This is a genomic window from Nevskia soli DSM 19509 (genome assembly GCF_000711955.1).
GTDB lineage: Bacteria > Pseudomonadota > Gammaproteobacteria > Nevskiales > Nevskiaceae > Nevskia > Nevskia soli.
The window spans coordinates 13968-25525 of sequence record NZ_KL543998.1; the positions used below are offsets into that span (position 1 = coordinate 13968).

Below are 11558 nucleotides of genomic sequence, written 5' to 3' on the forward strand. Positions count from 1 at the left end.
CGCAGGTCCAATGACCACGCTGCTCCTGTCCGACATCCACCTGCCCAACCAGCCCTCGCCGCTGCGCGACGCCTTTGCGCGCTTCCTGGCCGGCCCGGCCCGCGCGGCGGAAACCGTCTACATCCTCGGCGACCTGTTCGAGTACTGGATCGGCGACGACGTCGGCCGGCGCGAGTACGGCCCCGAATTCGCCGCCCTGCGCGCCCTCGGCGACAGCGGCGTGCGCGTCCGCTTCATGCACGGCAACCGCGACTTCCTCGTCGGCAAGGACTTCGCCGCCGCCACCGGCGTCGAGCTGCTGCCCGACCCGCTGCGGCTGGAAATGGCCGGCGTCCCCACCCTCCTGTCGCACGGCGACATCTTCTGCACCGACGACCACGCCTACCAGCGCTGGCGCCGCTTCTCGCGCAATCCCCTGGCCCAGGCGATCTACCACCGGCTGCCGGAGTCGATGCGCCTGCGGGTGGCCGGCACGGCACGCGCCGGCAGCGAGAACAAGCCCTCGATGATCATGGACGTCAACGACACCGCGGTACGCGCAGCCTTCATCCGCTACGACGTCCGGCGCATCATCCACGGCCATACCCACCGTCCCGCCGAGCACGCCTACGAAGTCGATGGCCGGCCCCGCGAGCGCATCGTGCTGGCGGACTGGCGCCCTCGGCACCGGGAATACCTCATCTGCGACGCCAATAGCTGGCGCCGGCAGATCTTCGACCCGACCGCGTAAAGCCTCATGTCCAACCAGCCCTTCTACGACATCCTGCGGCGCAGCTATGCCACCTCGGTACCCCATGTGGGCGAGCTCGGCATCGAGCTGACCCGCATCGACGGCGAAGCCGCCGAGGCACGCCTGCCCTGCAAGCCGGAATTCCTCGGCGACGTCGAGCGCCAGTTGATCCACACCGGCGTCATCACCACCCTGATCGATTCCATCTGCGGCATCGCCCTGCTGGCCCACATCGGCAAACCCACCCGCATCGCCACCCTCGACCTGCGGGTGGACTACCTGCGGCCCAGCCGTCCCGGCAAGGACCTGGTGTGCCGGGCCGAGTGCTACCGCCTCACCGAACAGATCGCCTTCCTGCGCGCCACCGTCTGGCAGGATGACCCCGCCGCCCCGGTCGCCAGTTGCCTGGCCGCCTTCATGCGCACCGGCCGCCCCGGCGAAAAGAGCGAACGGAGCGGCCTGCAATGAAAATGGAAGAAGCGCGCCGCCTGGCACGGGAGCAGAAGGACAGCGCCGCCCTGCTCGGCCTGGTCCCCTACGCCGTCTACCTGGGCCTGCACATCGACATGGCCGACCCCGCCGCCCCGGTCCTGCACCTGCCGTTCAAAAAATCCCTGATCGGCAACTCCGCCCTGCCGGCCATCCATGGCGGCGTGGTCGCCAGCTTCATGGAAAGCGCCGCCCTGATGCACCTGCTGCTGATGCTGGACGAGCAGCGCGTGCCGAAAAGCATCGACTTCTCCATCGACTACCTGCGTTCGGCCCACGCCGAGGATTCCTATGCCAGCTGCGCGGTGGAACGCCTCGGCCGACGCGTCGCCCAGGTACAGATCCGCTGCTGGCAGGCCAACCCCGCCAAACCGGTGGCCCTGGCCCGCGCCCATTTCCTCCTGGCCGGCGATGAACCCGCCTGAAGACGGTGACGCAGGGGGCGGTAGCGGCGATTACTCGGGCTGGCTCAGCCTGCGCGAACTCGATACCGAACTGGGGCGGGACAAGGGCGCTTCCTTCCGCACTTTCAAGCGGCTGTTGCCGCGGCTGGTGGAGGGGCGGGACTTCGTCGTGCTCGATCATCGCCAATACGGCGCCCTGGCGGCGCAATTACACGCCGCGGGCCGCCTTTACCGCAGTTCCGTGAACCCCGTATTGCTCGCTCCGGCAGCGGCCGCACTGGTCCGCGAAAGCCTGTCCGAGGCGCAGTAAGCGCCATTACCTAGTGGCGCTGGAATCATTGCCTCTGGCGCACACCCGAGGTTAGGATTCGGGTCCCTTTTGGAGAATGACCATGAGCGTAGCCGACCTGCTGCAGAAGTTGCCCGCCGCCCTCAACGCCGATGCCGCAGCCGGCACCGATGCGGTGATCCAGTTCAACACCTCCCAGCCGCACTACGTCACCATCAAGGGCGGCGCCGCCACCGTTGCCGCCGGCACCGCCGGCAGCCCCGACGTCACCCTGACCATGGAAGACGACGACCTCATCGCGCTGATGAAGGGCGAGCTCAACGGCATGACCGCGTTCATGACCGGCAAGCTGCAGCTCGACGGCGACCTCATGCTCGCCCAGCGCATCGGCGGCCTGTTCGACCCGGCCAAGCTTGCCTAAGCAGCCGCACGGCGACACGCATACGGAAACCCCGGACCGCAAGGTCCGGGGTCTCTTTTTTTGAGCCTCAAGAAAGACCAGGGCCCGGTTCCGGAATCGGACCTGCGCTTCGAATTCGAACAACAGGGCGACCGCCTCCAGCTGCGCGCCCTGCACCGCCGCCAGTACGGCCCCATCGCGGCGGACTGGAGCGGCGCCGAGCTGAAGCGCCGCATCTCCGGTGGCCGCCGCCAGCCCCTGGCCCGCGCCGCCGGCTTGCACAAGGAGCCGGCGCCCAGCCTGCTCGACGCCAATGCCGGCCTCGGCCGCGACGGCTATACCCTCGCCGCTCTGGGCGCCCACGTCACCCTGGTGGAGCGTAATCCCAGCATCGTCGAACTGCTGCGCAACGCCCACCAGCGCGTGCTGGCGGACCCGCAAAACCAGGCCATCGGCCAGCGCATCGAGATCATCGCCGCCGAGGCCCGTGCCGTCTTCGGCGGCGAACGGCAATGGGACGTGGTCTACCTCGACCCCATGTACCCCGACGACGGCAAGGCCGCCCTGCCCAGCAAGGAAATGCAGATCCTGCGCGACCTCACCGGCGGCGACGAGGATGCCGACCTCCTGCTGCAGCCGGCGCTGGCCTGCGCCCGCCTGCGCGTGGTGGTGAAGCGCCCGCTGAAGGCCCCCTGGCTGGGCGGCATCGAGCCCTCCATGTCGCTCAGCTCGACCCAGCTGCGCTTCGACGTGTATCTGAAAAGCGCCGTCCGTCCGGCCTGAGCACCGCGCGGCTTCCACATTTCCCCGCGCTTCAGCAAAATCGAACCTGTCATCCTGAACGCAGCGAAGGATCTGGCCGGATTCACCGCCGCGATCGAACCAACGCCGTTGATCCGGGTCACTCAGCAATATCTTCCCAAGGCCTGCCCACCATGCGCCGCCTGACCCTGATCCGCCATGCCAAATCCTCCTGGGACTACGCCGAACTGAGCGATTTCGAACGCCCGCTCAACGCCCGCGGCCGCCGCGATGCGCCCGTCATGGCCGCCCGGCTGGCACCGCAGCTGGAGCGCCCGCTGCGGCTGATCTCCAGCCCGGCGCTACGCGCCATCACCACCGCCCACATCTTCGCCGCTGCACTGGCGGTGCCCAACACCGCCATCCGCATCGACCCGCGCATCTACGAAGCCACCCGCGGCACCCTGCTCGGCATCGTGCGCGAAGGCGACGACGCCGACAGCCACGTCCTGCTGTTCGGTCATAACCCCGGCTTCAGCGAGCTGGCGCAGCTGCTGGCGCCCTGCCCGTTCACCGACCTGCCCACCTGCGCCGTCGTCACCATCGGCTTCGAAGCGCGGCAATGGCGCGACATCCGCCACGGCGGCGGCGTGGTGCAGTGGTACGACTTCCCCAAGAAAAACATAGATTGAGCCCGGACCCAATGACTGAGCCCAGGCTCGCGTATCCAGACCCCGAAGCGCAGTACACTGGGGTACGTTCCAGTCCGGCGGACAAGGCGCCTTGCTGATGAAAAAGTCGATCTGGCCTGTGCTGATAGTGATCCTGGTCGCCGCCGTCGGCGGTATCGCCTACTACCTGCATACGCAGCGCACGGAGCCGCCCCCGGTAGCCGCCGTCCAGCCCGCTCCGGAGGCGCCTCCCCCCGCGCCGCAAAGCCATTACCCCATCGAGGAAGAACCCGTCGCCGCTCCGACTCCACCGAAGCCCCTGCCGGGTCTCGATGAGAGCGACGCCGAGGCCCAGGCAAGCCTGGGCGGCGTGTTCGGCCAGCAGACCCTGGTCGACCTGTTCCAGCTCAAGGGCATCATCCGCCGCATCGTCGCCACCATCGACAACCTGCCGCGCGACAAGGTCGCCGGCCGCCTGCTGGCGGTCAAGCCGGTGCCTGGGCACTTCACCGTGGACGGCGCGGAAGGCAGCCGCAGCATCGCCGCCGAAAACTACGCGCGCTACACCCCCTATGTGCACGCGGCGCAGGTGGTGGATGCAAAGAAGCTGGTCTCCGTCTACGTCCACCTGTATCCCCTGTTCCAGCAGACCTACGTCAGCCTCGGCTACCCCGACGGTTACTTCAACGACCGCCTGGTGCAGGTCATCGACAACCTGCTCGCCGCACCCACGCCGGCCGCCCCGGTGCGCCTGGATCAGCCCAACGTGCTGTTCACCTACGCCGATCCCGAACTGGAAGCCCTTTCTGCCGGCCAGAAGATGCTGGTCCGCATGGGTCCCGCAAACGAGGCGATCGTGAAGGACAAGCTGCGCCAGATCCGCATCGAAGTCACCAGCCGGGTGCACAAACCGTAAAGCTGCCGCCTGTTGCAGGAGGAGTGTCATGAAAACAATGATCAAGCTGGCAAGCCTGGCGCTGTTGGGCGCGATGGCGTTCCCGGTCATGGCGCAGGACGTCTACAAGTGCAAGAACGCCGCTGGCCAGCTGGTCTACCAGGACCATCCCTGCGACGGCGGCGCCAAGGATGCGGGTACGGTGAAAGGCGGCTACGTCACCCCTCTGGGCGGCGACTCGGCTTCCGCCCACTACCAGAACTACCTGAGCCAGATGGACCAGGACCACGCCCAGCAGCAAGCCGAACGCAGCAGGCTCGATGCCGAAGAGCGCAAAAGACAGACCGAGCCGCAGGTTACCCAGGCCGACCAGGACGACTACCGCAGGCATATCTGCCAGGCCCAATTGGACAACCAGCTGACCGGCCACCATTACGCCACCTTCAGCTGCGATGCGCATGGCAACAAGGTCCCGGTGGAACCGGCTGTGGTGATCCGGCGCTGATTCACCGGGCTGGAGCCCCGGCGTGTCCAGGCACGCCCAGGTAATTGCGGCGATACTGCGCGCCATGGAGACGGCACCCACGCAGTTAGAGGACATCGACCCCACGGTCAAGTGCAGCGCCTGTGAGGCGATCTGCTGTCGCCTGCCGGTACTGCTGATGCCGGAGGATGCGATCCCCGCGCGCTACGTCGATCACGACGCGCACGGCCTGGAGATCGTGGCGAAAGGCGACGACGGCTGGTGCGCCGCGCTCGATCGCGACACCCTGCGCTGCTCCATCTACGAACTGCGCCCGACCATCTGCCGCGGCTTCGACATGGGCGGCTACGACTGCCGCGAAGAACGGGCTGCCTGGTATGGCAAGGCCGCTCCGCGGATTCCCATCGTCGTCAGCGGCACGCCACCCAAGCGCTAGCAAGCGCGCTGGCGTTCAGGGCTTCCGCGTCATCAGCCCCTTCAGGTCGGCGAAGGGATTGCCCGTCGCCACCGCTGCGTCATTCGGCTTCGACGCGCCGCCAGTGTGATCCAGATAGCGCGAATGCTCGTTGTCGTGGCAATACACGCACAGCAGTTCCCAATTACTGCCGTCGGACGGATTGAAATCGTGATCGTGGTTACGGTGATGCACGGTCAGTTCGCGCAGGTTGACGCGGGTGAACTCGCGCTGGCAGCGCCCACAGATCCAGGGATACATCTTCAGAGCCTGCTCGCGATAGCCAAGGTCGCGCTGCTCGGCATTGCGCCGCGCATCCGCCACGATGCGGTCGAGTTTGGCGGTGTCGGGCTTCTTGATCATGAAGAAATTCGGTTTCCGGCAAGTATTTCGACGCAGTGTATGACGTAACCACCGGTCCCGGTGCCGCGCCATCGGGCGCGCACGATGAAGCAAGAGTATCGAGCGGCAGCCACGGCGTCATCGAAATGTAATATTCATTTATAATCAAGGTCTTTTTGCTGGATTTCGGGCTTTTCGGTCCGGACAGGCACGGATCGGCCGGCGCCATGTTCAGCATTCAAACGCAGGATCTCAGGGAATCTCGATGTCAGATAACGGTCGCTCGCGATTTGCGGGCGTTGCCTTGCGTTGGTTGGGGCGTGCGCTTGCCCTGATCCGCTACGCGGCGACCTGGTGCGTCTGTTGAAGAGCAACGGCTATCACGCCGTGGTGCTGATGCCCACCTTCAAGCGTTTCTACGACGCCGGTCGCGTCTACGAAAAGATGGGCTTCGACGAAGTGCTGACGCTGCGCGACTTCCACGAATACGACAACGTCCCTGGCGACGAATGGGACATCGCCACCAGCCCGCGCCTGGGCGAAGCCGCGGCCAAGCTGATCCGCGACCATCGCAAAAGCCCAGACGCCGACAAGCCGCTGTTCCTGTACATGCTGTCGATCATGGAACACGCCCCCTACTCCAGGCGCACGCAGGTGACCTACAGCCTGGACCGCACCGGCATCACCCCGTCCCTGTCCTCCCGGCTGTCCGACTACATCGGCCGCCTGAAAGTGCTGAGCGATGCCGTCAACGGCCTTGGCCGCTTCCTGCAATCCGATTCACGCGTGGCCATGCTGTGCTACTTCGGCGACCACCAGGCCTACTTCGAAGAGCCGCCGCCACAGTATCGATACACCCTCCCCGATCCCAACTTCATCACGCAATACCGCCTGCGCACCAACTTTCCCGGCGCGGAAGTGCCGCAGACCCCGACCATGGACATCGCCTTCCTGCCCAGCCTCGTCGCCGACCTGGCCGGCGTCACCGAAGACCGGCACTTCACCGCCTTATCGGCCATGCGCCGGCTATGTGCAGGCAAGCTCGACGATTGCGAAGACCACCAGTTGGTGGAGAGCTACAAGGGATATGTCTACAGCGATGCGCTGGGCTTGCTCCCGAAATAGTCCGGGGTGGACGTACTTCGAACAGCGTGCAAATCACTGATTGGTGGTGGGTCGTGCTGGGATCGAACCAGCGACCAGCGGATTAAAAGTCCGATGCTCTACCGACTGAGCTAACGACCCATCGAGGGGGATGCTGCGGGGTCGCAGATTATAGCTGCTGGCGGACCGGCAGCACAGGTTTCAGGCTTGTTACAGACCGTTTTGAGCAGATCTCAGGCCTGATAGCGGGTCGGATCCGGGATTCCGGCGGCGGCGAAGCCCTCACTGCGGATGCGGCAGGAGTCGCAGCGGCCGCAGGCGCGGCCTTCGGCGTCGGCCTGGTAGCAGGAGACGGTTTCGGCGAAATCCACCCCCAGTTCCGTGCCGCGCCGGATGATGTCGGCCTTGCTGAGCTGGATCAGGGGGGTGTGGATGCGGAATTTCACCCCTTCCACGCCGGCCTTGGTGGCCAGATTGGCCAGGGTTTCGAAGGCCTGGACGAATTCGGGGCGGCAGTCCGGGTAGCCGCTGTAGTCCACCGCGTTGACGCCGATGAACAGGTCCCGCGCCCCCAGCACCTCGGCCCAGCCCAGGGCCAGGGACAGGAACAGGGTGTTGCGGGCCGGCACATAGGTCACCGGAATGCCCGTCGTCGGGCCCGATTCGGGCACCGCGATGGAGCGATCGGTCAGGGCCGAGCCGCCTACGGCGTCCAGGTTGACCTGCATCTGCTGTCGGCCCTTGGCACCCAGCCGCTGCGCCACCTTCACCGCGGCATTCAGCTCGGCGACATGGCGCTGGCCGTAGGAGACGGACAGGGCGTAGGTCTCGTAGCCCTCGCTGCGCGCGATGGCCAGCACGGTAGCGGAGTCGAGGCCACCCGAGAGCAGGATGACGGCTTTTTTGGGTGATTCGGTCATGGTGTATTCACCTGCAAGTTTCGGCGCATCGTATCGCCTCTCCCTCCGGGAGAGGCCGACGCGAAGCGGCGGGTGAGGGACACCACTTCAGCGTGGCGATCCCTGTGCTTGACGGTGCGTCCCTCACCCCTGCCCCTCTCCCGTAGGGAGAGGGGTTCAATAATTAGCGGCCAGGAGTATTTCCCCACAGGATCTTGTGCAGCTGCATCTGCATGCGGATCGGCAGGCGGTCGGCCACGATCCAGTCGGCCAGCTCGGTCGGGCTGACCTGGCCATGGCTGGGCGAGAACAACACGGCGCAGCGCGCAGGCAGGCTGTACTGCTCGAGGATGCCCTTGGCCCAGTCGTAGTCCTCGCGACTGCACAGCACGAACTTGATCTGGTCGCGCTCGTTGAGCAGGGCCAGGTTGTCCCAGCGGTTGCGCGCCACTTCGGCCGAACCGGGAGTCTTGATGTCGACCACGCGGATCACGCGGGGATCGACCATCGAGATATCGATGGCGCCGCTGGTTTCGAGGGAGACAACGTAGCCGGCGTCGCACAGGGCGCTGAGCAGTGGCAGGCAGCCCTTCTGCGCCAGCGGCTCGCCACCGGTGACGCAGACGTGACGCACGCCATGGCTGGCGACCTGCTCCAGCACCTGATCCAGCTGGTGCCACTCGCCACCATGGAAGGCATAAGCGGTGTCGCAGTACTGGCAACGCAGCGGGCAGCCGGTGAGACGCACAAAAACAGTGGGCCAGCCCACCAGAGTGGACTCGCCCTGAAGAGAGAGGAAAATCTCGGTGAGTTTTAAACGCGCCGACGGTGTTCCGGGCGCCTTGTCGACGGCCGGAAGATTCACGATTCGGCCTACTTCAGCTGCGCCAGTCGCGTACGCGCCTGGGCTGCCGCACTGGAGCTTGGATACTGCTTCAGCACTTTCTGATAAGCGTCCCGGGCCTGCGGACTCTTCTGCTGCGCCTGGAAGATCACCCCGGTCTTGAGCAGCGCGTCCGGCACCTTGGGGCTGGCCGGGAACTGCTGCAACAGGGACTGGTAGGACTTGAGCGCGTTGGCGTCATCGCCCTTCACATGGTACGACTCGCCCATCCAGTACCAGGCGTTGTCGGCGTAGTTCCCCTGCGGGTACTTGCCGAGCATGCTACGGAACCCGCTGATGGCGGCATCATACTTGCCGCCGCGCAGCAGGTCGAAGCTCTTCAGGTAAATCGCTTCCTCGTCGGCCGACGTGCTGTTTTGCGCAGCGGCGACGGGCGCAGCCGCCGGAGCGACTGCAGCTGCCGGAGGCGGTGCAACGGAAGAAACGGGAGGCGGCGCCGGAACAGCACCCGGCATCGGTAGCGCGTTCGGATCGGTGCCGGCGGCCGGAAGCTGACCACCACCCTCGAGCCGCTTGAAGCGGGCATCGTTGTCGACATTCTGCTGCTGGAGCGTCTGCTGCAGGGTGTCGACATCGTGCCGCAATTGCTCCACTTCACCGCGCAGATTACGCAGATCGTCGGCCTGCGAACCGTTCTGCGTGGACTCGATGGCGCCGAGGCGCCGACTCAGGTCCACCGTCTTGTTCTCGACCGACTGCAGGCGCTGCTCCTCAGGGCTCAGCGCACGCTGGCCGTTGATCGGAGCGCCGTAATCGCTGGCGCAAGCGGAAAGGGCCAGCGCCGCGAACAGCGGCGCCAGCCCCTTGATGCCGGAAGAAACGCTGGAGCGGATCATCGGCCTTCAGGTTCTCTTACTGCTGAACCAGGTCGACGCGACGGTTCTGGCCCCAGGAGGCCTCGTCGTGGCCGAGGGCGACCGGACGCTCTTTGCCGTAGCTGACGGTGGTCAGCTGCGAGGCGGAGACACCCTTGGCTTCGAGAGCCTGGGCAACGGCATTGGCGCGACGCTCGCCCAGGCCGATGTTGTACTCGCGGGTGCCGCGCTCGTCGGTGTTGCCTTCCAGGCGGACCTTGGCGGTCGGGTTGGCGCTCAGGTAGGTGGCCCAGCTGGAGACGACGCCCAGGCTGTCCGGCTTGATGTCGCTCTTGTCGAAATCGAAGTAGACCGAGTGAGCCGACAGGTCACCAGTGGTGCTGGTGCCGGTGTTGGTGTTGCCATAGCCCTGGTTGGTGGCAATGCCGCCACCGTTGTCGACCGGCTTGGCGCCGGCATCGGTCTTGGTTTCACCGCCGGAAGAGCAACCGGCCATCACAACGGCGAACGCTACGGCGGCGACGCCGGCGAGGAATTTATTTTTGTACTGCATGGGGAGACTCCTTACGGGGAACGGGGGGGCACTTTGTGTGATTTTACAGCGTGAACATGTAACTATTTTAATGATTTTGCTCGATTACTGCGGCGGCCAGGGCGACCAGGCCGGCTCGCGCACATTGGTCCCCGGCTGGCTCAGGGTCTGGTGCACGCGTCCGTCAACGGTCGCGGTTCTCATCTCTTCGCCACGCGAACCCTGGGTCGTGTAGATCACCACCTGGCTGTTTGGAGCGAAGCGCGGGTGCTCGTCCATGAAACCGTCGCTGATGATCTTCACCGCCTTGGTCTGCCAATCCATCAGCCCGATATGGTAGCCCGCGCCATCACTATTGACCAGCGCAAGCCACTTGCCATCGGGCGAAAAAGCCGGATCTTCATTGCGGTTTCCCTGGAAAGTGAGCCGCGTCTGCGGGCCGCCGGTGGAGGGTGCGCTGTACAGCTGCGGCTGGCCGCCGCGGTCCGAAGCCCAGACCAGGGTCTTGCCGTCCGGCGACCAAGCCGCCTCGGTGTCGATGCCGGGGTCGGTGGTGATGCGGGTGCGTGAGCCGCTGGCCACGTCGATGACGTAGATGTCCGGGTTCCGCTCGAAGGACAGGGTCACCGCCAGCTTGGTGCCGTCCGGCGACCAGGCCGGGGCGCCGTTGATGCCCTTCTCGCCGACGAACTTCTTCAACTCGCCTGTCTCCCAGGTCTGTACATAGATCGCCGAATAGCCGTGGTCATAGCCGACGAAAGCCAGCTTGCGGCCGTCCGGCGACCAGGCCGGCGACATCAGCGGCTCACGCGAGCGGGCGATGGTGCGGCGGTTCTCGCCGTCGGAATCGGCGATGTAGAGTTCGAACTTGCGGTTGTTGCCGGTGCCGGTGGCATCGACGTAGGCAAGCTGCGTGTTGAACACGCCGCGGATGCCGGTCAGCTTCTGGAAGATCATGTCCGCGGCCTGGTGGCCTGCGGAGCGCCAACGCAATTTGTCCTTGCCCTGGATGTCGGCTCCGTTGAGGATCGCGATGGGTGTGTCGTGCAGCACGTCCATCAGGGTGAAGCTCACGGCGATGCTGCCGGGTGTCGCGCCCGGCGTCACCTTGCCGATCACGGCGAAATTCATGTTCTGCACTTGCCAGTTGTGCGTGTTGACCTGGGAAATATCGGTCGGCTTTTCCAGCATGTTGGCGCGCGGCAGGGTGATGAACATGCCGCTGTGCGCGAGATCGTCGTCGATGACCTGGGCGATGTCGACGGTGACGTCCGGCGTCTGCACGAACGGCACGATGGCGATGGGCTGCGCGCGGCTCTTGTCGCTGCTGACACTGAACGACAGATCCGCGAAGGCGGCGGGCGCGACTGCCAGGCTGAGCAGAAAAATCCAGATGGTTTTCATT

17 protein-coding genes and 1 tRNA gene are annotated in these 11558 nt (G+C 65.5%); 11 read left to right on the forward strand and 7 right to left on the reverse strand.

Annotation, left to right across the window (positions count from 1 at the left end):
- The first annotated feature begins 10 nt into the window (after positions 1 to 10).
- The 10 genes from BP26_RS0122575 to BP26_RS0122620 all read left to right on the forward strand — a co-directional run bounded on the left by BP26_RS0122575 (position 11) and on the right by BP26_RS0122620 (position 5539).
- A complete protein-coding gene (locus tag BP26_RS0122575; RefSeq protein WP_036517745.1) occupies positions 11 to 730 on the forward strand; it encodes a UDP-2,3-diacylglucosamine diphosphatase in 720 nt (239 codons plus the stop codon).
- 6 nt (positions 731 to 736) lie between these two features.
- Positions 737 to 1198, forward strand: coding sequence for a PaaI family thioesterase (locus tag BP26_RS0122580; RefSeq protein WP_051749308.1), 462 nt, complete (start codon positions 737 to 739; stop codon positions 1196 to 1198).
- Entirely contained in the window at positions 1195 to 1644 is a 450-nt protein-coding gene (locus tag BP26_RS0122585) for a PaaI family thioesterase (protein ID WP_029922816.1), read from the forward strand. Before BP26_RS0122580 ends, BP26_RS0122585 begins: the two co-directional genes overlap by 4 nt.
- On the forward strand, positions 1631 to 1933 hold the full coding sequence (locus tag BP26_RS0122590; protein WP_051749309.1) for a hypothetical protein: 303 nt from the start codon (positions 1631 to 1633) through the stop codon (positions 1931 to 1933). The genes BP26_RS0122585 and BP26_RS0122590 overlap by 14 nt, the downstream gene beginning before the upstream one ends.
- Positions 1934 to 2015: 82 nt before the next feature.
- The gene (locus BP26_RS0122595) at positions 2016 to 2333 is read left to right on the forward strand and encodes an SCP2 sterol-binding domain-containing protein (RefSeq protein WP_051749414.1); all 318 of its coding nucleotides are present in this window, start codon (positions 2016 to 2018) and stop codon (positions 2331 to 2333) included.
- A gap of 60 nt (positions 2334 to 2393) precedes the next feature.
- Positions 2394 to 3095 carry a class I SAM-dependent methyltransferase gene (locus tag BP26_RS0122600; RefSeq protein WP_051749310.1) on the forward strand — a complete coding sequence of 234 codons (702 nt, stop codon included), beginning with the start codon at positions 2394 to 2396 and terminating at the stop codon, positions 3093 to 3095.
- A 152-nt stretch (positions 3096 to 3247) separates the two neighbouring features.
- Positions 3248 to 3745, forward strand: coding sequence for a SixA phosphatase family protein (locus tag BP26_RS0122605; protein WP_029922820.1), 498 nt, complete (start codon positions 3248 to 3250; stop codon positions 3743 to 3745).
- A gap of 97 nt (positions 3746 to 3842) precedes the next feature.
- Entirely contained in the window at positions 3843 to 4640 is a 798-nt protein-coding gene (locus BP26_RS0122610; protein ID WP_029922821.1) for a DUF3014 domain-containing protein, read from the forward strand.
- 28 nt (positions 4641 to 4668) lie between these two features.
- Positions 4669 to 5124: a DUF4124 domain-containing protein gene (locus BP26_RS0122615; protein ID WP_084183347.1), complete on the forward strand. Its 456-nt coding sequence runs from the start codon at positions 4669 to 4671 to the stop codon at positions 5122 to 5124.
- 64 nt (positions 5125 to 5188) lie between these two features.
- Positions 5189 to 5539: a YkgJ family cysteine cluster protein gene (locus BP26_RS0122620; protein WP_029922823.1), complete on the forward strand. Its 351-nt coding sequence runs from the start codon at positions 5189 to 5191 to the stop codon at positions 5537 to 5539.
- 15 nt (positions 5540 to 5554) lie between these two features.
- Here BP26_RS0122620 and BP26_RS0122625 read toward each other — a convergent pair whose 3' ends face one another.
- Entirely contained in the window at positions 5555 to 5920 is a 366-nt protein-coding gene (locus BP26_RS0122625) for a YajD family HNH nuclease (protein ID WP_029922824.1), read from the reverse strand.
- A 333-nt stretch (positions 5921 to 6253) separates the two neighbouring features.
- Here BP26_RS0122625 and BP26_RS0122630 point away from each other — a divergent pair, with 333 nt between their 5' ends.
- Positions 6254 to 7024 carry a sulfatase-like hydrolase/transferase gene (locus tag BP26_RS0122630; RefSeq protein ID WP_157572718.1) on the forward strand — a complete coding sequence of 257 codons (771 nt, stop codon included), beginning with the start codon at positions 6254 to 6256 and terminating at the stop codon, positions 7022 to 7024.
- A gap of 44 nt (positions 7025 to 7068) precedes the next feature.
- On the opposite strand, the gene BP26_RS0122635 is transcribed toward BP26_RS0122630, so the two are convergent.
- The 6 genes from BP26_RS0122635 to tolB all read right to left on the reverse strand — a co-directional run bounded on the left by BP26_RS0122635 (position 7069) and on the right by tolB (position 11557).
- Positions 7069 to 7144, reverse strand: a tRNA-Lys gene (locus BP26_RS0122635).
- A 92-nt stretch (positions 7145 to 7236) separates the two neighbouring features.
- Positions 7237 to 7923 carry a 7-cyano-7-deazaguanine synthase QueC gene (gene queC, locus BP26_RS0122640; protein WP_029922826.1) on the reverse strand — a complete coding sequence of 229 codons (687 nt, stop codon included), beginning with the start codon at positions 7921 to 7923 and terminating at the stop codon, positions 7237 to 7239.
- 163 nt (positions 7924 to 8086) lie between these two features.
- Positions 8087 to 8767, reverse strand: a complete 681-nt coding sequence (gene queE / locus BP26_RS0122645; protein ID WP_029922827.1) for a 7-carboxy-7-deazaguanine synthase QueE — start codon at positions 8765 to 8767, stop codon at positions 8087 to 8089.
- 8 nt (positions 8768 to 8775) lie between these two features.
- Positions 8776 to 9642: a tol-pal system protein YbgF gene (gene ybgF, locus BP26_RS27975; RefSeq protein ID WP_051749311.1), complete on the reverse strand. Its 867-nt coding sequence runs from the start codon at positions 9640 to 9642 to the stop codon at positions 8776 to 8778.
- A 16-nt stretch (positions 9643 to 9658) separates the two neighbouring features.
- Entirely contained in the window at positions 9659 to 10174 is a 516-nt protein-coding gene (pal, locus tag BP26_RS0122655) for a peptidoglycan-associated lipoprotein Pal (protein ID WP_029922829.1), read from the reverse strand.
- A gap of 84 nt (positions 10175 to 10258) precedes the next feature.
- A complete protein-coding gene (gene tolB / locus BP26_RS0122660; protein ID WP_036517750.1) occupies positions 10259 to 11557 on the reverse strand; it encodes a Tol-Pal system beta propeller repeat protein TolB in 1299 nt (432 codons plus the stop codon).
- Position 11558: the final 1 nt, after the last annotated feature.